The organism is Micromonospora sp. NPDC049257 (genome assembly GCF_040678915.1).
In the GTDB taxonomy this organism is placed as follows: domain Bacteria; phylum Actinomycetota; class Actinomycetes; order Mycobacteriales; family Micromonosporaceae; genus Micromonospora; species Micromonospora antibiotica.
In genome coordinates this window covers 1-22,933 of the sequence record NZ_JBFAQU010000047.1, presented here as the reverse complement: position 1 = coordinate 22,933, position 22,933 = coordinate 1, and the positions used below count along the sequence as shown (strand labels likewise).

At 74.0% G+C, this 22,933-nt stretch carries 13 protein-coding genes; 7 read left to right on the top strand and 6 right to left on the bottom strand.

Translation table 11 applies throughout. The annotated features are described in order from the left end of the window. The coding region (locus AB0K25_RS31440; RefSeq protein WP_363823967.1) for an SDR family NAD(P)-dependent oxidoreductase at positions 1-3,831 on the top strand (3,831 nt) is incomplete at its 5' end. 23 nt (positions 3,832-3,854) lie between these two features. Next, entirely contained in the window at positions 3,855-4,760 is a 906-nt protein-coding gene (locus AB0K25_RS31435; RefSeq protein ID WP_363823965.1) for a proline iminopeptidase-family hydrolase, read from the top strand. 112 nt (positions 4,761-4,872) lie between these two features. Here the strand turns inward: AB0K25_RS31435 and AB0K25_RS31430 are convergent, their stop codons facing one another. After that, the gene (locus AB0K25_RS31430; protein WP_219469121.1) at positions 4,873-5,316 is read right to left on the bottom strand and encodes a helix-turn-helix domain-containing protein; all 444 of its coding nucleotides are present in this window, start codon (positions 5,314-5,316) and stop codon (positions 4,873-4,875) included. 120 nt (positions 5,317-5,436) lie between these two features. On the opposite strand from AB0K25_RS31430, the gene AB0K25_RS31425 reads away from it, so the two are divergent. Continuing rightward, the gene (locus AB0K25_RS31425) at positions 5,437-6,303 is read left to right on the top strand and encodes an aldo/keto reductase family oxidoreductase (protein WP_363823964.1); all 867 of its coding nucleotides are present in this window, start codon (positions 5,437-5,439) and stop codon (positions 6,301-6,303) included. A gap of 65 nt (positions 6,304-6,368) precedes the next feature. On the opposite strand, the gene AB0K25_RS31420 is transcribed toward AB0K25_RS31425, so the two are convergent. Beyond that, a complete protein-coding gene (locus AB0K25_RS31420; RefSeq protein WP_088642125.1) occupies positions 6,369-6,623 on the bottom strand; it encodes a phosphopantetheine-binding protein in 255 nt (84 codons plus the stop codon). A gap of 158 nt (positions 6,624-6,781) precedes the next feature. On the opposite strand from AB0K25_RS31420, the gene AB0K25_RS31415 reads away from it, so the two are divergent. Continuing rightward, positions 6,782-8,377 (top strand): D-alanine--poly(phosphoribitol) ligase, encoded by a 1,596-nt coding sequence (locus AB0K25_RS31415; RefSeq protein WP_357538542.1) that lies wholly within the window; start codon positions 6,782-6,784, stop codon positions 8,375-8,377. A 145-nt stretch (positions 8,378-8,522) separates the two neighbouring features. Here the strand turns inward: AB0K25_RS31415 and AB0K25_RS31410 are convergent, their stop codons facing one another. From AB0K25_RS31410 to AB0K25_RS31395, 4 genes are all read right to left on the bottom strand, one after another. Beyond that, a complete protein-coding gene (locus tag AB0K25_RS31410) occupies positions 8,523-10,067 on the bottom strand; it encodes an AMP-binding protein (protein ID WP_363823962.1) in 1,545 nt (514 codons plus the stop codon). A gap of 25 nt (positions 10,068-10,092) precedes the next feature. Further along, positions 10,093-11,022, bottom strand: coding sequence for an ACP S-malonyltransferase (locus tag AB0K25_RS31405; RefSeq protein WP_219469136.1), 930 nt, complete (start codon positions 11,020-11,022; stop codon positions 10,093-10,095). A gap of 67 nt (positions 11,023-11,089) precedes the next feature. Then, positions 11,090-12,346: an aminotransferase class I/II-fold pyridoxal phosphate-dependent enzyme gene (locus AB0K25_RS31400; protein WP_357538536.1), complete on the bottom strand. Its 1,257-nt coding sequence runs from the start codon at positions 12,344-12,346 to the stop codon at positions 11,090-11,092. A 28-nt stretch (positions 12,347-12,374) separates the two neighbouring features. Next, positions 12,375-13,721 (bottom strand): lysine 2,3-aminomutase, encoded by a 1,347-nt coding sequence (locus AB0K25_RS31395; protein WP_219469141.1) that lies wholly within the window; start codon positions 13,719-13,721, stop codon positions 12,375-12,377. A 357-nt stretch (positions 13,722-14,078) separates the two neighbouring features. Between AB0K25_RS31395 and AB0K25_RS31390 the strand changes: the two genes are divergently transcribed. The 3 genes from AB0K25_RS31390 to AB0K25_RS31380 all read left to right on the top strand — a co-directional run. Next, positions 14,079-15,266, top strand: a complete 1,188-nt coding sequence (locus tag AB0K25_RS31390) for a cytochrome P450 (protein WP_208569136.1) — start codon at positions 14,079-14,081, stop codon at positions 15,264-15,266. Then, a complete protein-coding gene (locus AB0K25_RS31385) occupies positions 15,263-15,499 on the top strand; it encodes a ferredoxin (protein WP_208569137.1) in 237 nt (78 codons plus the stop codon). The genes AB0K25_RS31390 and AB0K25_RS31385 overlap by 4 nt, the downstream gene beginning before the upstream one ends. A gap of 148 nt (positions 15,500-15,647) precedes the next feature. Further along, positions 15,648-22,933, top strand: a 7,286-nt coding sequence (locus AB0K25_RS31380; protein ID WP_363823959.1) for an SDR family NAD(P)-dependent oxidoreductase, incomplete at its 3' end; no start/stop codon positions are given.

Sequence of the window (22,933 nt, the reverse complement as noted above, 5' to 3'; positions counted from 1 at the left end):
TTGATGGACCCGATGCTGGCCGAGTACGGGCAGGTCCTCGACGGGGTCACCGCCAACCCGGCGGGTATCCCGCTGGTGTCGACCGCGACCGGTGATCTTGTCACCGACGAGGAGTTGGGTTCGGTCGGGTACTGGCAGGGTCAGGTGCGGGGCACGGTCCGGTTCGCTGACGCGGTGGCCGCTCTCGCGGCCCGTGGGGTGACCCGGTTCGTGGAGATCGGGCCGGCCAGTGTGCTGACCGCGATGGTGGCCGACAGCGTCGACGACGCGGTGACCATCGCGTTGCAGCGCCGTGACCGGGACCAGGTCACCGCGTACGCCACCGGGATGGCGCAGGCGTGGATCAGCGGTGTCGACCTCGACTGGGCGGCCGTCAACCCCGGCGGCCGGACCGTCGACCTGCCCACCTACGCCTTCCAACACCAGCACTACTGGATGCAGGACACCGGGGCGGAGCGGGACGTCACCGCCGCCGGGCTGCTCGACGCCGAGCACCCGCTGCTGTCGGCCGTCACCACCCTGCCCGACACCGACGGGCTGATCGCCACCGGACTGCTGTCCCGGCGTACCCAGCCGTGGCTGGCCGAGCACATGTTGGGCGACACGATCGTGCTGCCCGGCACCGGGCTGGTCGAACTCGCCCTCCGGGCCGGGGACCAGGTCGGCTGTGGCCGGCTTGCCGAACTCACCCTCCAGGCCCCGCTGGTCGTCCCCGACGACGACGGCGTGCAGGTGCAGGTGGCCGTCGGCGGGCCCGGCGACGACGGCGGCCGACAGGTCACCGTCTACTCCCGGCACCGGGACGCACCGTGGACCCGGCACGCCACCGGCCTGCTCACCCCGGCCCCCGCCGACCCACCGGCCGACCCGGCGACCGCCTGGCCGCCGGCCGCCGCCACCCCCGTCGACGTCGACGGGCTCTACGAGCGGATGGCCGACGCCGGACTGGTCTACGGACCGGTCTTCCAGGGCCTGCGGGCCGCCTGGCGGCACGGTGACGAGGTGTACGCCGAGATCGCGCTCCCCGCCGACGTGCTCGACGCCGACCGGTTCCACCTGCACCCGGCCCTGTTCGACGCGGCGCTGCACGCCATCGGGCTGAGCCGGGGCGAGGGGCGGCCCGGCGTCCCGTTCTCCTGGAGCGGGATCACCGTCCACGCCACCGGTGCCGCCGCGCTGCGGCTCACCGTCACCCCGGCCGGCCCCGACGAGGTCGCCCTCACCCTCACCGACGAGACCGGCGCACCCGTCGCCCGGGTCGACTCGCTGGTGCTGCGGGAGATCGACGCGGGTCAGCTCGCCGCCGCCCGCACCGGCCGGCAGGAACACCTCTACCGGATCGACTGGACCCCGGTGCCGCTGCCCACCACCCCGGCCGACGGTCGCTGGGCACTGGTCGGCGTCGACGAGTTCAAGGTGGCCGCCGCGCTCGACACCGTCGGCCTGCTCGCCGAGACCCACCCCGACCTGACCGCCCTCACCGTCACCCTCGACGCGGGCGGGACCGTACCGGACGTGGTGCTGGTCGCCAGCGTGCAACCCGACTCCCGGGACCTCGCGGCCGGTGCCCGGCACACCACCGGTCAACTGCTCACCCTGCTCCAGGGCTGGCTCGCCGACGAACGGCTGGCGTCGTCCCGGCTGCTGGTGCTCACCCACGGCGCGCAGGGTGACCGGGTCACCGAGCCCGCCGCCGCGGCGGCCTGGGGTCTGGTCCGGTCCGCCCAGTCGGAGAACCCGGGTCGGATCGTCCTGGTCGACCTCGACGACCACGACGGGTCCGCCCAGCTCCTCCCGGCGGTGCTGGCCGGTGGCGAACCGCAGCTGGTGGTCCGCGAGGGCGTCGCGCACGCCGCCCGGCTGGTGCCCGCCGCCGGGCCCGACGGCACCCCCGGCAGCGCCTTCACCGACGGTGGCACCGTGCTGCTCACCGGTGCCGGCGGCACCCTCGGCCGGCTCGTCGCCCGACACCTGGTCGACGCGTACGGGGTGCGGCACCTGCTGCTGGCCAGCCGGCGCGGCCCCGACGCCGACGGGATGGCCGCGCTGCGCGACGACCTCACCGCCCGCGGGGCGGAGGTCACCGTGGCCGCCTGCGACCTGGCCGACCGGGACGCGGTCGCCAGGTTGCTCGCCGCAGTGCCCGCCGGGCACCCGCTGACCGGGGTGGTGCACGCCGCCGGGGTGCTCGACGACGGGATCATCCCGGCGCTGACCCGGGACCGCCTCGACGCGGTGCTGCGCCCCAAGGTCGACGCGGCCACCCACCTGCACGAGCTGACCCGGGACGCGGGGCTCACCGCGTTCGTGTTGTTCTCCTCGGCGGCCGGCGTGCTCGGCGGGCCGGGGCAGGGCAACTACGCGGCGGCGAACGCGTTCCTCGACGCGCTGGCGAGCGCCCGCCGGGCCGCCGGGCTGCCCGCCCAGTCCCTGGCCTGGGGGCCGTGGGCCGGCGGCGGGATGGCCGACGACCTCGGCGGCACCGACCGGGCCCGGATGTCGCGGGGCGGGGTGCAACCGGTGTCCGCCGCGGAGGGACTGGCGCTGCTCGACGCGGCGCTGGCCCGTACCGAGGCGGTGCTCGTCCCGGTCAAGGCCGACCTGCGCACCCCGGCGGGGGACGAGGTGCCGCCGATCCTGCGCGCCCTGGTCACCCCGGCCCGGCGTAGCACCCCGGGGACGAACCGACCCGACCCGGCGGCGCTGCGGCGTACCCTCGGCGGGCTGGACGGCGACGGCCAGCAGGCGCTGCTGGCCGACCTGGTGCGCTCGCGCGCCGCGACCGTGCTCGGGCACGGCCGCCCCGACGACCTCGACCCGGCGCTGCGCTTCGTCGAGCTGGGCTTCGACTCGCTCACCGCGATGGAGCTGCGCAACGCCCTCAACGAGGCGACCGGGCTGCGGCTGGCCACCGGGGTGGTCTTCGACCACGGCAGCGTCGACGAACTCGCCGCGCTGCTGCGCACCGAACTGGCCGCGCCACCGGCCGAGGAACGGGCCGGCACGCCCGACGCCGCCGCCGACACGATGAGCGCGCTGTTCCGCACCGCCGTCAAGAGCGGCCGGGTACAGCAGGGCCTGTCCCTGCTGTACGCGGTGGCCGACATCCGGCCCACCTTCGACGGGCCGGCCGACCTGCCGCAGGTCCCCGCCCCGCGCCGGCTCGCCCGGGGCGACCAGGGGCCGGCGATCATCTGCTTCCCGTCGCCGATGGCGCTCGGCGGCGACCAGCAGTACGCCCGGTTCACCGCCGAGTTCGGTGGCACCCGGGACGTGTGGACCCTGCCGGTGCCCGGTTTCGGCCGGGACGAGAGCCTGCCCGCCTCCGCCGACGCGGCGGTACGGGTCTTCGCCGAGATGGTCCGCCCGATCGCCGAGCAGGGGCCGTACGTCATCGTCGGATACTCCTCCGGCGGCCTGTTCGCCCACGCCACCGCCGGTGAGCTGGAGCGGCAGGGGCACGGCCCGGCCGGGGTGGTGCTGCTCGACACCTACCTCACCACCGGCAGCACCACGGCGACGTTCTTCACCCACATGCTCGACTCGCTGCTGGACCGGGAGGCCACCTTCGGCGAGTTCAGCAGCGCCCGGCTGTCGGCGATGGGCCGCTACGTCCGGCTGCTGCAGAGCTGCCCGGTGGAGGCGATCGACACGCCGGTGCTCTTCGTCCGGCCGCAGGAGTCCATCGTGGCCGGCGGCGACGACGACGGGTGGCGGGCCACCTGGGAAACCCCGCACACGCTCCGGGAGGTGCCCGGCGACCACTTCACCATGATGGAGGGTCGGGTCGGCACGACCGCCGAGGTGGTACGGGACTGGATCGCGCAGTGACGCGCGCCGTGACGACAGCGGGAGTGGACGACATGACACTGGCACCGACCACCAAGGGCACCGTCGAGTTCGGCGAGCACCGGACCTGGTACCGGGTGACCGGCGAGCTGCACGGCGGCCGGCCACCGCTGGTGGTGCTGCACGGCGGCCCCGGCAGCACCCACGACTACCTGCTCAACCTGGCCGAGCTGAGCCGCTCCGGCCGGCCGGTGGTGCACTACGACCAGCTCGGCAACGGCGGCTCCACCCACCTGCGGGGCCGGGGCGCCGACTTCTGGACCGTGGAGCTGTTCCTCGCCGAACTGGACAACCTGCTGCGCCGGCTCGGCATCGCCGAGGAGTACGTGCTGTTCGGGCAGTCCTGGGGCGGGGTGCTGGCGGCGGCCCACGCCGCCGACCGGCCCGCCGGGCTGCGCGGCGTGGTGATCGCCAACGCGCCCGCGTCGTACCCGCTGTGGCTGCCGGAACTGGACGTGCTGCGGGCCGCGCTGCCGCCCGGCGTGGACGCGACGCTGCGCCGGCACGAGGCCGCCGGCACCACCGGCAGCCAGGCGTACACGGCCGCGATGATGGTCTTCTACCAGCGGCACGTGTGTCGGCGTAAGCCGCTGCCGCCGGAGCTGATGGCCACCTTCATGGAGATCAACGGCGATCCGACCGTCTACCACGCGATGAACGGGCCCAGCGAGTTCCACATCACCGGTACGCTGCGCGACTACTCGCTGCTCGACCGGCTGCCGCAGATCGACACCCCGACCCTGGTCATCAGCGGCGAGTACGACGAGGTCACCCCGGCCGCGGTGCGCCCCTTCCACGACCTCGTCCCCGGCGCCCACTGGGAGATCATCGAGGGGGCCAGCCACCTGCCCCACCTGGAGACCCCGGAGCGGTTCACCGAGGTCCTCACCCAGTTCCTCGACAAGCTCTGAACCGGCCCGGGACGACCGGCGGCGCATGCTCGACGACGTCCGGCCGACCCGGGTCGATCCGGGCCGATCCGACCCGGGCCGGGCCGCCGGTCCGGTCGGGGCGGCGTCCGGCTCAGGCGGGCCGGGCGTCGTACGTCGCGCGGTGGGCGTGCACCTCGTCCAGATGCGTTTCGGCCCAGCTCTTGAGGGCCCGCATCGTCTCGTGCAGGGAGAAGCCGAGGTCGGTCAGCTCGTAGGTGACCGTGACCGGCACGGTCGCCGTCGCGGTACGGCTGACCAGGCCGTCGCGTTCCAGGGTGCGCAGCGTCTGGGTGAGCATCTTCTGGCTGACCCCGGCCAGCAGGCGGGACAGCTCCGAGTAGCGCATCGGCCGGGGAGTGCCGGCGCAGTCCGCGCCGAACCGGTGCGACCCGTCGGTGCGCAGCGCGGCCAGCACCAGCGCGACCCACTTGTCGGAGATCCGGGCGAGCAGCTCCCGGCTGGGACACTGCGCCACGAACGCGTCGTACGCCACCGCCGTCTCCGCCCGGCGCTCGGCCGCCGTCCTCGTGGTCATCGCCGGTCCTCCCGCAGTCGGTTTGCTACGCACTTTCAGGTGCCTACTTCCCTCCAGAAAGCTACCTCACCGATAGTGGTCGGGTACCACTCCGTTGACCATGAAGGCCGAGGTAACCACATGCTCACCCGCTCTCTGCCCGGCGGCACCTGGACGCTGGGCGACCTGACCGTCACCCGGTCCGGCTACGGCGCCATGCAACTCGCCGGCCCCGGGGTGATGGGACCGCCCGCCGACCCGGACGCGGCGCTGGCCGTCCTGCGGGAAGTCGTCGCCCTCGGCATCACGCACATCGACACCAGCGACGCCTACGGGCCGCACGTGACCAACCGGCTGATCCGCGAGGCCCTGCACCCGTACCCCGAAGGGCTGCACCTGGTGACCAAGGTCGGCGCGACCCGGGACGCGCAGGGCGGCTGGCCTGCCGCGCGGGAGCCGGAGCAACTGCGCCGGGCCGTCGAGGAGAACCTGGACAACCTCGGCGTCGAGGCCCTGGACCTGGTCAACCTCCGGCTCGGTGACGCCACGGGGCCCCGGGCCGGCTCCCTCGCCGAGCCGCTCGAGGCGCTCGTCGCACTCCAGCACAAGGGCCTGATCCGGCACCTGGGGGTGAGCAACGTGACGCCCGAGCAGGTCACCGAGGCACAGTCGATCGCCCCGATCGTGTGCGTGCAGAACCTCTACAACCTGGCCTACCGGCAGGACGACGCGCTGATCGACCGGCTCGCCGGGCAGGGGGTGGCCTACGTGCCGTACTTCCCGCTGGGTGGGTTCAGCCCGTTGCAGTCCGCGGCGCTGTCGGCCGTGGCCGCCCGCCGGGACGCGACGCCGATGGCCGTCGCCCTGGCCTGGCTGTTGCAGCGCTCACCCAACATCCTGCTCATCCCCGGCACCTCGTCGGTGGCGCACCTGCGGGAGAACGTCGCCGGGGCGGGGCTGACGCTCACCGCCGACGACCTCGCCGCACTGGACGCGATCGGACGCTGACCGGAGAACCACGAAAAGTGCCCGTGACCAGACCGGTCACGGGCACTGTCCGGAACGGGTGCCGCTCACACGGGAGCGGGCACGCCACGCATGTCGGTCAGCACACTCCACAGCGTCTGCGGGGTGGCGAACGTCTCCATCGACATCGCCTCGTCGACGAAGCGCACGTCGTACTCGCTCTCCAGGGTGGCCAGCAGTTCGACCATGGCGAGGGAGTCCAGGCCGGAGTCGCGCAGGCTGGTGCCGGCCAGCAGCGTCTCCTCGGGGTCGAGGAAGGGCAGGTGCTGGCGCAGGATGGCCTCGAACCGTTGATCCCACATGTCCGCGATTCCTTCCGGTGCAGGGTGAGAAGACGCTAACAACGCCCCACGGGGGCTGACGACCCGGCAATTCCCCAGCCGCCGGCCGGCCCGGGTAAGGGGTCGTTAGGGGGGTCGATGCGGGTGGGGGCCGGCAGGGCCGCCGATACGCTCCGGCCATGAGTCGAGAGAACTTCGCGCGCACGCACGCCTCCGTGGAGACGCTGCACGAGTTCCTGTTGGCGGGCGCCCGGCTGACGCCCGACAAGCCGGCCGTCATCCAGGCCGTCGGCGGCGAGGTCGGCTCCATCTCGTACCGTCAGCTCGCCCAGCGGGTGGACGGCTACGCCGCCGCCCTCGACGAACTCGGCCTCGACATCGGCGACCGGGTGATCCTGGAGTCGGACACCACCCCGACCGCCATCGCGGCCTTCCTGGCCTGCTCCTCGCTGGGCCTGACGTTCATCCCGGTCAGCCCGGAGACCCCCGCCCAGCGGCTCGCGCTGATCGCCGAGAGCACCGCCGCCGCGCTGCACCTGCAACCCGTCGACGGCCGCCGCGACGGCGTACCCGCGTCGCTGGGCACCGCCCGGTTCGGCCCGGACGGCATCCAGGTCGAGCGGACGCCCGCGCCGCGCACCCGGCACCGCCGGGAACTGGTGCCCACCGACCCGGCCTACATGATCTTCACGTCGGGCACCACCGGACGACCCAAGGGCGTGGTGATGAGCCACCGGGGCGTGCTCGCCTTCTTCCGGGGGATGCTGCGGCACGGCATCGTCTCCGCCGAGGACCGGGTCGCCACCACCTCGCCGTTGCAGTTCGACTTCTCGCTGCTCGACATCGGCCTGGCGCTGGGCAGTGGCGCGGCCGTGGTGCCGGTGCCCCGCTCGCTGCTGCGCTGGCCGCGCCGCTTCGTGCAGTTCCTCGCCGACAGCGGCGCCACCCAGGTCAACGGGGTGCCGTCGATCTGGCGGGGGGTGCTGCGGCACGAGTTCGCCGGGCTGGCCGCGCTCGGCGAGCAGATCCGCGGGGTGCTCTACTCAGGCGAGAACTTCCCCCTGCCCGAGATGCGGGAGCTGCAACGTGCCCTGCCGCACGCCCGCGTGGTCAACTGCTTCGGCAGCAGCGAGTCCATCGCCGCGTCCTTCACCGACGTGCCGAACCCGCTGCCCGACGACGCCGACCGGATCTCCATCGGCCACGCCCACCCGGGCGCGGAGATGCTGCTGATCGACGAGGACGGCCGGCCGGTCGACTCCCCGGGTGTCATCGGCCAGATCCACCTGCGCAGCGCCGCCCTGTTCCACGGCTACTGGAACGACCCGGAGGCGACCGCCGCCGCGCTGGTGCCCGACCCGCTCAACCCGGCCACCGGGCAGGTGGTCTTCCGCACCGGCGACCTGGCCTACCGGGGCGAGGGTGGCGAACTCTACTTCACCGGCCGGGCCGACTCCCTGGTCAAGGTGCGCGGCAACCGGGTCGAGCTGGGCGAGGTGGAGCGCCGGGTCCGGGAGTTCCCGGGCATCACCGGGGCCGCCGCGCTGATGCTGCCGCAGGAGGGCAAGGACCCGGTGCTGGCCGCGTTCGTGGTGCTCGACGAGGGCGTCACCGGCGTGGAGGAGATGGAGCTGGGCGCGTTCTGCCTGGAGGCGCTGCCCGACTACATGGTGCCGCAACAGGTCCGGGTCATCGACGAGCTGCCGGTCAACGCCAACGGCAAGATCGACCGGCGGGCCCTCGCCGAGCGAGCCGGACAGCCCGCCCAGCGCTGACCCGCACCCCGACGACCCCTGGCCGGTCCCTTCAGGAGGGGGACCGGCCAGGGGTTTTTCCTTGCGTCACCGCCAGCACAGCGAGATGGCGGCATCCGATTCCTCGGATGCCGCCATCTCGGCGTGACAGCGTCGATCGTCCGGGTCAGCCCTCGGCGGCCTCGCGGGCCAGCCGGGCCCGGTCCACCTTGCGGTTGGAGTTCAACGGGAACTCCGGCACGTGCCGATACGAACGCGGCAGCATCCCCTTGGGCAGGATCTGCCGCAGCTGCCGGGACAGCTCGGCCGGGGCGGTCCGCTCCCCGGTGTAGAAGACCACCAGCTCGGTGCCGCCGGCCCCGGAACGGGCCACGGTCACCGCGTCCTCGATGCCGGGGCAGCCGCGCAGGGCGTGCTCGATCTCGGCCAGCTCCACCCGCCAGCCGTGCACCTGCACCTGCGAGTCGAGCCGCCCCAGATAGATCAGCTCCTTGTTCTCCAACCGCCGGACCCGGTCCCCGGTGCGGTACCAGCGCCGCCCGTCACGGACCAGGAACCGGCCCTCGTCGTCGGCCGGATCGAGGTAACCGGGGGTGAGCTGCGGGCCGGTGATGCAGAGTTCCCCCTCCACCTCACTGGCCGCGCCGTCGGCGTCGAGCAGCACCCCGTCGTGCCCGTCGTGCAGCGTCCCGATCGGGACCAGGCCGTTGACGCAGAGCCCCGGCGAGGTCTCCGGCGACCAGCGGTGCCCGGTGATCGTCACGGTCAGCTCGGTCGGGCCGTAGATGTTCTCCAACGTCGACCCGGGGGCCGCCGCCTGCCAGTCCACCGCGTCGGCGGCGTGCAGCGCCTCCCCGGCGAAGAAGCTCCACCGCAGCGACGGCATCGCCGCCGCACCGAGGCGACCGGTCCGCCGGACCAGGGTGATCGCGCTCGGGGTGGAGAACCACACGGTCAGGCCCCGCTCGGCGACGAACGCCGGCACGTCCCGGTAGGCCGCCGGCGGCACCGGGTGCACGCTCGCCCCCGCGCCCCAGGCGCAGAACAGGTCGAACATCGCGCAGTCGAAGTTCAGGTCGAACGACTGGGAGAACCGGTCGTCCGGCCCGAAGTCGTACCGGTCGTCCAGCACCGAGAAGTAGTGCCGCAGGTTGCCGTGGGTGATCGGCACCCCCTTGGGCCGCCCCGTCGAGCCGGAGGTGAACAGCACGTAGGCCACGTTGTCCGGGCGGGCGGGGCGGGGCGCGGCCAGTGGCGTCGCCCCGACCACCGGCAGCCGCAGCCCGGTGCCGCTGCCGCGCGGGTCCACCACCGGCGCGAACACCGGCACCCCGGCGACCGCGTCACCCATCTCCGCCCGGACCGCCAGCCCGGCGTCGTCGAGCAGCAGGACGGAGACCCCGCACGCGGTGAGCATCCCCGCCGTCCGGGCCGCCGGGAACTCCGGGTGCAGCGGCACGGCGGTCGCGCCGAGGTACAGGGTGGCGAGCAGCCCGGCGTACGACTCCAGGGTCTTGCCGGCGAGGATGCCGACCACCCGGGGCGGCCCGTCCGGGCCGGCGGCCAACGCCCCGGCCCAGCGCAGCGCGGTGGTGTGCAGCTCCTCGTAGCTGACCGGACCGGTCGGCAGGTGCAGGGCGGTGGCCCGGGGTGCGGCGGCCAGCCCCTGGAGGAACCGGCCGTGCAGGGCGTAGTCGGTGTGCTGGGTCATCTCGTCCTCCGTGCTCTGCCGGCGCTCAGGCGGCCACGGCGCGACGGATCGGCCGCATCGCCCGCCGCGGGTCCACGATGGTGGTCCGGAAGTTGCGGACGGTCGCGCCGACCCGGCCCCAGAGCCGGTCCGGCCCGCAGACGTGCACCGTCTGCACCCCGGACTGCTGGAACGTGGCGACCACCGCCGGCCAGCGCACCGGGGTGACGATCCCGTCGAGCAGCATGGTCCGTACGCCGTCGGCGGTGGTGCGTACCGTGCCGTCCTGGTCGGCGACGACCGGGATCTGCGGATCGGTGAAGTGCAGCGACCCGAACAGCTCCGCCTCCACCCGGTCGCGCAGCGGTTGGAACGCGGCGGCGTGCAGCGGCGGGTCCATCACGTACAACGGCAGCCCGCCGCCGGCCCGCAGCCGCTGCGCCAACCAGTCGGTGCGCCCCTCGTGCAGGGTCACCATCCAGAAGTCGGTGTCGACGTAGCAGGAGATCTCGTACCACTCGCCGGCCTCGTCCAGCTCGGCGAGGATCTCCCGCAGCCGCTCGGCCGGGGTACGGACGAACGACATCGTCACCACGCCCCGCTGCTCGGCGGTGAAGTACTCCGTCTCGATCCGGGACAGCCGCGCCGTCATCCGGACCGCCTCGGCGAAGTCCAGCGCGCCGCTGAACACGGCGGCGGCCTTGCCACCGAAGCTGGGCCCGGCGATCAGGTCCGGCCGCAGGTCCATGGTCCGTTCCGCCCAGCGGGCCAGCGCCACGCAGTTGACCAGGAAGGCCACCTGGGCGTACTCGGAGTAGTCGCTGTCGCTGTCGCGGTAGCTGGCGAACAGGTCGTAGTCCAGGGCGTCGCTGGCTGCGGCGAGCAACTCGCGGGCGTCCCGGTCGATGAGCATGAACTTCGCGACGTCGGCGAAGTCGCACGGGCCCATCCCGGGAAAGACGATGGCGCTGGTCATCTGGGGCGTCCTTGTCGTCGGGGCCGACCGGCGCGGGCACGGTCGGCGGGGGAGCCGGGCGGGCAGGTCACCGGGGGAGCTTGGCCAAAGCCTGCTCGATGCGGACCAGCGCGTCGGCGACGTGCGGCACCGTCAGCGGGTCGGCGGCGGTCTGGGTCTGCCGCTGCTGCTCCGGGGTGTCGCCGTAGAGCATGCTGGTGGCGGCGCGGAACCGCAGCGCCTCCGGCCGGTCGCCGAAGTGGTGGCCGGACAGCACCGCCACGCCCAGCTCCTCCAGCAGGTGGCGCTGCAGGGTGGCGCCGTCGGTGATGCCCTGCTCGGCCAGCGGCTCGCGCAGCGGCGCGAAGTCCGGGTAGACGTAGAACGCGCCGGTCGGCGGCCGGCAGGTGGCACCCGCCTCCACCATGATCCGGTGCACCGCGCCGGCCACCGCGCCGTGCAGTGCGGCGTCCTCGGTGAGCCGCTCGCGGATCTCCGGCGGCTCGGCGAAGGCGTACCGGGTCACCGACTGCATCGGCCCGGCGAGGGTGGACCAGATCTCGCTGGCCACCGCCGCCACGTCGGCGCGGATCCGCTCACCCCACCCGCCGGCCGGGAACCGGGCCGCGCCGATCCGCCAACCGCCGAGCGCCAGGTTCTTGCTCAGCCCGGTGAGCACCACGGTCCGCCTCGGGGCGACCTCGGCGGGGGAGAGCAGGTCCGTGCCCGGGGTGTGCAGGATGTCCCGGTAGATCTCGTCCGAGACGATCAGCAGGTCCTCCTCCTCGGCGATCGCGCACAACTCCCGGACCAGGTCGTCCGGGGCGTGCGTGCCGGTCGGGTTGTCCGGCGAGGTGAGCACCAGGATGCGCGGGTCGTGGCCGAGCACCCGGGCGGCGTGGATCGTCTCCCGCAGCGCCGCCGGGTCGGGCACCCCACCGCACGACTCCGGGATCGGCACCCCCAGTACGGTCTTGCCGGCCAGCCGGGCCTGCGGGGCGTAGGTGACCCAGCTCGGCGCGGCGACGATGGTGTCCCCGCCGACTACCAGTTGCAGGGCCATCAGCAGCGGCTTGCTGCCCGGCGCGATGATCACCTGGTCCGCCTCGGTGGGCAGCCGGCGACGGGAGAAGTACCCGGCCACCGCGTCCCGGGTGTCCGGGTCACCCACCACCGGCCCGTACGCGTTGCGGTCGGCGCCCTCGGTCAGCGCCCGCCGCAGCGGCGCGAACACCGGCAGCCGGGACTCGCCGAAGCCCAGGTGCACGATGGACTCGCCTGCGGCGATGCGCTGCGCGACCAACTGGTCGAGTGCGAGGTTGGGCGAGATCTTCCGGCCGGCCATCGCCAGCTCCCTTCGGGTCGGTGGGTGTTCAGGCGGTGACGGCCGCGCCGGGGCGGGCCGCGCTGGGGCTGACGGCGGCGAGGATGTCCGCCGGGGCAGCCGGGTCGATCTCCAGGTCGCTCAGCCAGGCCGCGTCGGCCGACCAGCGGGCCCGGAACGGCCGGCCGACCAGCCGCCGGTCGCGGGCCTGGATCAACCGGAGCTGGAAGAAGTCGCCGTCCGGGGTCCGTTCGACGCCGTCGACCAGCACCTTGCCGGGGGTGGCCGACATGACCGGCCCGCGCACCGTCCGGGCCAGCCCGGGCAGATCCTGGTACGCGGTGCGGAAGATGTCGGCGGCCCGGGTCAGCGGCACCTGGAAGTAGTCGCGGGGACCGGTGTCCCGCTCGACGAACATGTAGTAGGGCACCGCGCCGACGGCCAGTTCGGCCCGCCACATCTCGCTCCAGGCGCGGGCGTCGTCGTTGACGTAGCGGATCAGCGGGGCCTGGCAGTAGACCACCGCCCCGGTCGACCGGATCCGGGCGATGGCCCGGGTGGCGACCTCGGTGGCCAACTCCCGGGGGTGGCTGAAGTGCGCCATCACCGCGACGTTGCGACCCGACGCGACGACCTGCTCGAACAGCCGCAGCAGGTCGTCGGCGTCGCTGTCGGAGACGAACCGGTACGGCCAGTAGGCGACCGCCTTGGTGCCGAACCGGATGGTGCGCACCGTGTCTACCGCCAGCAGCGGCTCCACGTGGCTGCGCAGCCGCTCCGTCGACATGATCATCGGGTCGCCGCCGGTGACCAGCACGTCGGTCACCGCCGGGTGCCGGTGCAGGTAGCGCACCAACTGCTCCGGGCCGGGCGCGGCGAACCGCAGGTCGGCGTCCCCGACGAACTGCGCCCACCGGAAGCAGTAGGTGCAGTACGCGTGGCAGGTCTGCCCCTGCTGCGGGAAGTACAGCACCGTCTCCCGGTACTTGTGCTGCATGCCCGGCAACTCCTGACCGTCCAGGCTGGGCACGTTGTGCTGCTGCTGCCCGGACGGGTGCGGGTTGAGCCCGGCCCGGATCCGGGCCACCTCACCGCGCAGCCCCTTGCGGTCACCGGCGCGCAGCAGGTCGCCGACGACCCGCTCGTCGTCGGCGGCGAGCATGCCGCGCTGCGGGAACACCAGCCGGAAGATCGGGTCGTCCGGGATGCGGTCCCAGTCGATCAGGTGCGACAGGACGTACTCGTTGACCCGGAAGGGCAGCACCTGGGAAATGGTGCGGACCGCGTGCAGATTGTCGGCCGACAATCCGTACCGGGCGCCCAGCTCATCGATGTGGTGCGGCCCGAAGGAGTGGAACCGCCCCGGATCGGCGGTCGTGGAAACGAGCAGGGACATCAACCATCCTCCATGGGGGGTTGCGCCCACCGACGTGGCGTGACTCAATCACCGGTGCGCGCCCGCGAGAATCGCTCGACGGTCAACAGCGCGTTGCCTCGCCCCCACGCTAGTGGCGGCCCGTCCGCCGGGACCCCTAGCGGAACCCCAGAGCCGCCCCTTAGCGCCGCTGGTAGGGGGAGGCTAGGGGCGTCGCGGGGGTGTAGGTGGATTTCCTTTCCTGATTACGTATCCCTCGCCTGGTCCGGCCGGCGCCCGGCGTGTCGCCCGGATACGCCGTACCGCACCGAGCGGCCGTGCAGACATCGATGCCGGCGCCGGATCACGTGCGCCCGGTGCGACCCGAGGGAGTGCTCCGTGACGATCGATCAGGAGATCCGTAAATATCCGTTCAGCGAGGCGCCCGGGATCGACATCGACCCCGTCTACGGGCTGCTGCGCAGCACCGAGCCGCTGGCCCGGGTGCAACTGCCGTACGGCGAGGTGTCCTGGCTCGCCACCCGGTACGAGGACGTCAAGACCGTGCTGACCGACCCGCGGTTCAGCCGGGCCGCGGCGCAGGGCAAGGACCAGCCCCGTACCCGCGAGGAGATGACCTACGAGGGCATCATCGGCCTCGACCCGCCGGACCACACCCGGCTGCGCAAGCTCGCCGGCAAGGCGCTGACCGCGCGCCGGGTCAACGAGATGCGCGAGGGTGCCCAGCGCATCGCCAACGAGTACGTCGACGAGATGATCGCCAAGGGTTCCCCGGGTGACCTGGTCGAGCTGTTCGCCCTGCCGTACCCGATCACCGTCATCTGCGAGCTGCTCGGGGTGCCGTTCGAGGACCGGGCCCAGTTCCGGATCTGGACCGAGGGGCTGACCAGCACCAGCGAGCAGCTGATGGTCTATGCCGAGCAGCTGTTCGGCTACATGGGCAAGCTGGTCGCCCAGCGCCGTGAGCAGCCCACCGACGACCTGCTCGGCGCGCTGGTCAAGGCCCGCGACGAGGGCGACCGGCTGACCGAGCAGGAGCTGCTCTCGATCGCCGGGGTCGGGCTGCTGCTCACCGGCGTCGAGACGGTCTCCACCCACATCCCCAACTTCGTCTACGCGCTGCTCACCAACCCGGAGCTGATGGCGCAGCTGCGCGCCGACCGGAGCCTGGTGCCGGCGGCCGTGGAGGAACTGCTGCGGATGATCCCGCTGAACCCGGCCGCGATGTTCCCCCGCTACGCGGTGGAGGACATCGAGCTGAGCGGGATCACCGTCCGCGCCGGGGAGCCGGTGCTGGTCTCGCTGCCCGGCGCCAACCGGGACCCGGAGATCTTCGACAACCCGGAGACCTTCGACTTCACCCGCGAGCAGAACCCGCACGTCGCGTTCGGCCACGGCCCGCACCACTGCCTCGGCGCGCAGCTCGCCCGGATGGAACTCCAGGTGGCCCTGCACACGGTCCTGGACCGGTTCCCCGAGCTGAGCCTGGCCGACGGCGACGCGGGCGTGTCGTGGAAGTCCGGCCAGCTGGTCCGGGGCCCGAACAAGCTGCTGGTGGCCTGGTGACCACCGTGGACACCCGCTGGACGGTCACCGTCGACCGGGACGCCTGCATCGGTACCGGGGTCTGCGCCGGCGCGGCCCCCCGCCAGATCGAGATCCGGGCCGGCAAGGCGTCCGCCCTGGCCCCGGAGACCGCGCCCGACGAGGCGGTCATCGACGCCGCCGACATGTGCCCGATGTCGGCGATCACCGTGCGCGACGCCGCCTCCGGCGCGCTGCTCGCGCCCGAGGAGTAACCACCGCCCCGACCGGTGAACCCACCGGTCGCCGCGAGGCCGCCGCGACCGGTCCCCCCTACCGGTCGCGGCGGCCTTGCCGTGATCGGGCGCCGCAAGCCGACACACCGAGCCGGGCGTCGAACCCGGAGACCTAGTGGAGCGTGCCATGAGCGAGTCCGTGAACCCCACCGGTGCCGAGCCCGACGCGCTGTCGGCACTGCGGCGACGGCTGGAGGGCCGCACGGCCGAGGAGCAGGGCCGGGCGCTCACCGCCCTGGTCCGGGAGCAGGCCCGTGACGTGCTGCGGACCGTGCTGCCGGACGGCCCGGACGCCGTCGAGCCGGGCCGCCCGTTCCGCGACCTGGGCTTCGACTCGCTCGCCGCGGTGGAGCTGCACCGTCGCCTCACCGTCGCCACCGGCCTGGACCTGCCGGTCACCCTGGTCTTCGACCACCCGACGCCGCAGGCGGTCGGGCGGTTGCTGCGCACGCTGCTCGGTGGGGACGCCGCGCCCGCGCCGGTCGCCGCGCCGCTGCGCCGGCCCGCCGACGACGACGAGCCGATCGCCGTGGTCGGCATCGGCTGCCGCTACCCGGGGCACAGCACCTCCGCCGACGACCTGTGGCGGCTGGTCTTCGAGGGCCGGCACGTGATCTCCGACTTCCCGACCGACCGGGGCTGGGACACCGACGGGCTCTACGACCCGGACCCGGGCAAGCCCGGCAAGACCTACGTGCGCCAGGGCGGTTTCCTGGAGGGCGCGGCCGAGTTCGACGCGGACTTCTTCGGCATCAGCCCCCGCGAGGCGATGACGATGGACCCGCAGCAGCGGCTGGTGCTGGAGACCGCCTGGGAGGCGTTGGAGGACGCCGGCATCGACTCGGCGTCGCTGCGTGGCAGCCAGACCGGTGTCTTCATCGGCGCCGAACCGCAGGAGTACGGCCCCCGGCTGCACGAGGCCCCGGAGGGCCTGGACGGCTACCTGCTCACCGGCAACGCGCCGAGCGTGGTGTCCGGCCGGCTCGCCTACACGTTCGGCTTCGAGGGCCCGACGCTGACCGTGGACACCGCCTGCTCGGGTTCGCTGGTCGCCCTGCACCTGGCCTGCCAGGCGGTGCAGCGTGGGGAGTGCACCACCGCGTTGGCCGGTGGCGTCGCGGTGATGGTGCACCCGGGCGCGTTCACCGCGTTCAGCCGGCAGCGTGGCCTCGCCCCGGACGGGCTGTGCAAGCCGTTCGCGGCGGCGGCCGATGGCACCGGCTGGGCCGAGGGCGTCGGCATCCTGGTGCTGGAGCGGCTCTCCGACGCCCGCCGCAACGGCCACCGGGTGCTCGGGGTGATCCGGGGCTCGGCGATCAACCAGGACGGCGCGTCCAACGGGTTGACCGCCCCGAACGGGCCGTCCCAGCAGCGGGTGATCATGTCCGCGCTGGCGTCGGCCGGCCTGGCCCCCGCCGACGTCGACCTGGTCGAGGCGCACGGCACCGGCACCCGGCTCGGCGACCCCATCGAGGCGCAGGCGATCATCGCCACCTACGGCCGGGAACGCCCCGCCGACCGGCCGCTGTGGCTCGGCTCGCTGAAGTCCAACATCGGTCACTCGCAGGCCGCCGCCGGGGTCGCCGGGGTGATCAAGGTGCTGATGGCGATGCGGCACCGGGTGCTGCCGCGTACCCTGCACGTCGACGCGCCCACCCCCAACGTGGACTGGTCCGCCGGCACCGTCGCGCTGCTCACCGAGGCCCGCGAGTGGGACGCCGCGGGCCGGCCGCGCCGCGCCGGGGTCTCCTCGTTCGGGGTCAGCGGCACCAACGCGCACGTCATCGTCGAGGAACCCCCCGCGGTCGACGACGAGACCGTCACCGACGTACCGCAGCTGCCCAGCGAGGTGCTGCCGGTGGTGTTCTCCGCCCGGAGCGGGACGGCGCTGCGCGACCAGGCCGCCGCGCTGCTGGCGGTCGTGGACACCGACGGGGACGCCCCGGAGCTGCTCGACGTCGCCTATTCGCTGGCCACCACCCGGACCGCCCTGGAGCACCGGGCGGTGCTGGTGGCCCGGGACCGGGCGGGTGTCGTCCGGGACCTGGCCGCCCTCGCCGCCGGCGGCAGCGTGCCCGGCGTACACCTGGGGCAGGCCGACGGCGGTGGACTCGGTTTCCTCTTCACCGGTCAGGGCAGTCAGCGGCTCGGCGCCGGACGGCAGTTGTACCGCAGCTACCCGGTCTACGCCGCCGCGTTCGACGACGCCTGCGGCTGGCTCGACCTGCAACTGGACGTGCCGCTGGCCGACGTGCTGTTCGCCGAGCCCGGCACCGCCGAGGCGGCCCTGCTCGACCAGACCGCCTACACCCAGTGCGCGCTGTTCGCGGTGGAGGTCGCCCAGTTCCGGCTGCTGGAGTCGTGGGGGGTCCGTCCGGACCTGCTCGCCGGGCACTCGATCGGTGAGCTGGCCGCCGCCCACGTCGCCGGGGTGCTCTCCCTGGAGGACGCCGCCCTGCTGGTCGCCGCCCGGGGCCGGCTCATGCAGCAACTCCCCGCCGAGGGCACGATGATCTCGGTGCAGGCCACCGAGGAGCAGCTCCGTCCGCTGCTGGCCGGCCGGGAGGCGCAGGTGGGCCTCGCCGCGGTGAACGGCCCCACCTCGATGGTGGTCTCCGGCGACGAGGACGCCGTGCTGGAGGTGGTCGCCGCCCTCGCCGCCGCCGGGCACAAGACCAAGCGGCTGAAGGTCAGTCACGCCTTCCACTCGCCGCTGATGACGCCGATGCTCGCCGAGTTCGGCCGGCTGGCGCACGTGCTCACGTACCGCCCGCCGACCATCCCGGTCGTCTCCACGGTCACCGGCCGGCCGGTGCTCGCCGGTGAACTGTGCGACCCCGACTACTGGGTGCGGCACGTGCGCGACAGCGTCCGGTTCGCCGACGCGGTCCGGGCGATGGCCGACGAGGGGGTCACCACCTTCCTCGAACTCGGTCCGGCCGGGGTGCTCTCCGCGATGGGTCCGGCCTGCCTCGACGACGACGCCGATGCGGTCTTCGCCCCGCTGCTGCGCGCCGACCACGACGAGGAGACCGACGTCGTCGCCGCCGTCGCCCGCGCCCACGTGCGGGGGGTGCCGGTGGACTGGACGGGCTTCTTCGCCGCGCGCGGGGCCCGCCGGGTCGCGCTGCCCACGTACCCGTTCCAGCGTCGCCGGTTCTGGATGGAATCCGGCGGTGGCAGCGCCGACGCGACCGGCTTCGGTCAGCTCGCCGCCGGGCACCCGCTGGTCAGCGCGGTCGTCGGTCTGGCCGGCGGCGACGGGGTGGTGCTCACCGGGCGGGTGTCGCTGCGCAGCCACCCGTGGCTGGCCGACCACACCATCTCCGGGGTGGCCCTGCTGCCCGGCACCGCCTTCGTGGAGCTGGCGATCCGCGCCGGCGACCAGGTCGGCTGCCCCACCGTGGAGGAGCTGACCCTGGAGGCTCCGCTGGCGCTCGACGAGCACGGCGTCGCCCTCCAGGTCGTCGTCGGCGCCGCCGACCCGGCCGGCCGCTGCCCGGTGGCCGTCTACTCGCGGCCCGACGGGTCCGACCCGGACGACCAGCTCTGGACCCGGCACGTCAGCGGTTTCCTCGCCCCGCAGGCCGCCGACGCCGGGCAGCCGCTGACCGAGTGGCCGCCGCGCGACGCCCGCCCGGTCGACCTGACCGGCGGTTACGCCGAGCTGGCCGGCCAGGGCTACGGCTACGGCCCGGTCTTCCAGGGCCTCAAGGCCGTCTGGCGACGCGGCCCCGAGGTGTACGCCGAGGTCGCGCTCCCCGCCGACAGCCGGGCCGACGCGGCCCGGTTCGGTCTGCACCCGGCGGTGCTGGACGCCGCCCTGCACGCCATCGACGCCGCCCGTCGCGGCGAGCCCACCGACGACGAGGTACGCATCCCGTTCGCGTGGAGCGACGTCACCCTGCACGCCGCCGGCGCGGCCGAGGTGCGGGTCCGGATCGCCCCCGCGGCCGGGGACAGCGTGTCGGTGGTCCTCGCCGACCCGACCGGCGCACCGGTCGCCACGGTACGGTCGTTCGTCTCCCGGCCGGTCTCCACCGCCCAGCTCACCGCCGCCCGGGGCGGCTACCACGAGCGGCTGTTCCGCCTGGAGTGGACGAAGCTGGGTCACCGGCCCGCCCCGGCCGGCACCCCCCGCTGGGTGGTGCTCGGCGACGAGCGGATCGGCGCGGCCACCCGGCACGCCGACCCGGCCGCGCTGGGTGCCGCGATCGACGCCGGTGCCACCGCCCCCGATTTCGCGTTCGTCGGCGTCGGCACCGGTGACGTCCGGGCCGCCACCGCCGGGGCGTTGACGCTGCTGCAGCAGTGGCTGGCCGACGCCCGGCTGGGCGGCACCCGGTTGGTCTTCGTCAGCCGGGTCGACGACCTCGCCACCGAGGCGGTCTGGGGTCTGCTGCGGGCCGCCCAGACGGAGAACCCGGACCGGTTCGTCACCGTCCGGCTCGCCGACGCCCCCACGTCACTGCTGGCCGCCGCCCTGGCCACCGGCGAACCGGAGCTGCGGCTGCGCGACGGGGAGATCAGTGTGCCCCGGCTGGCCCGGGTCGCCACCGCCCCGGCCGGCACCGACGCCGACACCACCACCGGCAGCCGTTGGCCGACCGACGGCACGGTGCTGGTCACCGGTGGCACCGGTGGGCTCGGCGCGCACGTGGCCCGGCACCTGGCCGGCAACCACGGCGTACGCCATCTGCTGTTGACCAGTCGTCGTGGCCCGGCGGCGGCCGGTGTGGCGGAGTTGCGCGCGGAGCTGGAAGCGGCAGGCGCGAGCGTCGAGGTGGCCGCCTGTGACGCGGCCGACGCCGACGCCCTGGCCGCGCTGCTCGCCGCTGTCCCGGCCGACCGGCCGCTGCGGGCGGTGGTGCACGCCGCCGGCATCGTCGACGACGCGACGATCGGCTCGCTCACCCCGCAGCGCCTCGACGCGGTGCTCAAGGCCAAGCTGGACGGCGCGGTCAACCTCGACGCGTTGACCCGCGACGCCGACCTGACCGCGTTCGTGCTCTTCTCCTCCCTGGCGAGCCTGCTCGACTGCGCCGGGCAGGGCAACTACGCCGCCGCGAACGCCACCCTCAACGCGCTGGCCACCTCCCGCCGGGCCGAGGGCCGGCCCGTGGTCGCCCTCACCTGGGGGCTGTGGACCGGTGACAGCGGCATGGGCGGCCAGTTGGACGCCGCCGCGTTGCAGCGCATCGAACGTTCCGGCATGCCCGGCCTCAGCCCGGCCGAGAACCTGGCCCTGCTCGACGCCGCGCTCGGGGTCGACGAACCGGTCCTCGCCCCGATCCGGGTCGACCTGACCGCGCTGCGCAACCGGCCCGACGGGGTGCCGGCGCTGCTGCGCGGCCTGGTGCCGCTGCCGGCCCGCCGGTCCGCGCAGGCGGCCGGCGCGGCGGACGCCGCCCAGGGGCTGGCCCGGCAGTTCGCCGGCCTCACCCCCGCCGAACGGGACCGGGTCACCCTCGACCTGGTCCGCGCGCACGTCGCCGCCGTGCTCGGCCACGACGGCGCGGAGGCGATCGAGCCCCGCCGCGCCTTCAACGAGCTGGGCTTCGACTCGCTGGCCGCGGTGGAGCTGCGTAACCGGCTCAACGCCGCCACCGGGCTGCGACTGCCGGCGACCCTCGTCTTCGACTACCCGACCCCGGTGGCGCTCGCCGAGTTCGTGGTGTCCACCGTGCTCGGCACCGACGTGGACGTGGCGGTGCCCGAGCTGGCGTCGGCCTCGTTCACCCAGGAGCCGATCGCCATCGTGTCGATGAGCTGCCGCTTCCCCGGCGGGGTGGCCACCCCGGAGCAGCTGTGGGAGCTGCTGGAGGGCGGCGTCGACGCGGTCTCCCCGTTCCCCACCGACCGGGGCTGGGACCTGGTCGGCATGTACGACCCGGAGCCCGGCAAGCCCGGCAAGACGTACTCGATGGAGGGTGGTTTCCTCTACGACGCGGCCGACTTCGACGCGGACTTCTTCGGGATCAGCCCGCGTGAGGCGGTCGCGATGGACCCGCAGCAGCGGTTGCTGCTGGAGACGTCGTGGGAGGTGCTGGAGCGGGCCGGGATCGACCCGACCTCGCTCAAGGGCAGCCCGACCGGTGTCTTCGCCGGCGTCATGTACCACGACTACGCGCTGCGCCTGCACCAGGTGCCCGACGAGCTGGCCGGCTACCTGGGCAACGGCAGCCTGGCCAGCATCGTCTCCGGCCGGGTCGCCTACACCCTCGGCCTGGAGGGGCCGGCCGTGTCGATCGACACCGCCTGTTCGTCGTCGCTGGTGGCGATCCACCTGGCCGTGCAGGCGCTGCGGGCCGGCGAGTGCTCGCTCGCGCTGGCCGGTGGCGTCACCGTGATGTCCACCCCGGACACGTTCATCGACTTCAGCCGCCAGCGTGGCCTGGCCAAGGACGGCCGGTCCAAGTCGTTCGCGGCCGGGGCCGACGGCACCGGCTGGGGTGAGGGCGCCGGCATGCTGCTGCTGGAACGCCTCTCCGACGCCCGGGCCAACGGCCACCAGGTGCTCGCGGTGATCCGGGGCTCGGCCACCAACCAGGACGGCGCGTCCAACGGGTTGACCGCCCCGAACGGCCCGTCGCAGCAGCGGGTGATCCGGCAGGCCCTGGCCTCCGCCGGTGGTATCCCGGCGACCGAGGTCGACGCGGTCGAGGCGCACGGCACCGGCACCGCCCTCGGCGACCCGATCGAGGCGCAGGCGCTGCTCGCCACGTACGGGCAGGGCCGGCCGGGTGAGCGTCCGCTCTGGCTCGGCTCGATCAAGTCGAACATCGGCCACACCCAGGGCGCGGCCGGCGTCGCCGGTGTGATCAAGATGGTGCTGGCGATGCGCAACGGGCTGCTGCCCCGCACCCTGCACGCCGACGAGCCGTCCCCGCAGATCGACTGGTCGGCCGGCGAGGTGCGGCTGCTCACCGAGGCGCAGCCGTGGCCGGCGCTGGACCGGCCGCGCCGGGCGGGCGTGTCGTCGTTCGGCATCAGCGGCACCAACGCCCACGTCATCGTCGAGGAGGCCCCGCCGGTCGAGCTGGAGGGCGAGATCGTCCCGCCGCCGGCCGTGCTGCCGTGGGTGCTCTCGGCCAAGACCGAGGAGGCGCTGCGCGCCCAGGCCGGCCAGCTCCGGGCGGCCGTCGCCGCCGCCACCACCGACCCGGGCGACCTCGCGTACGCCCTGGCGAAGGGGCGGGCGGCACTGGACCGGCGGGCCGTCGTCGTCGGTGACGTCACCGACTTCCTGACCGGCGCGGACGCCCTGGTCGCCGGGGCGGCGGTGCCGACCCTGTTGCAGGGCGGTTCCGGGGTGGTCTTCGTGTTCCCGGGGCAGGGTTCGCAGTGGGTGGGGATGGCGGTGGAGTTGTTGGATTCGTCTCCGGTGTTTGCGGAGCGGGTTGGTGAGTGTGG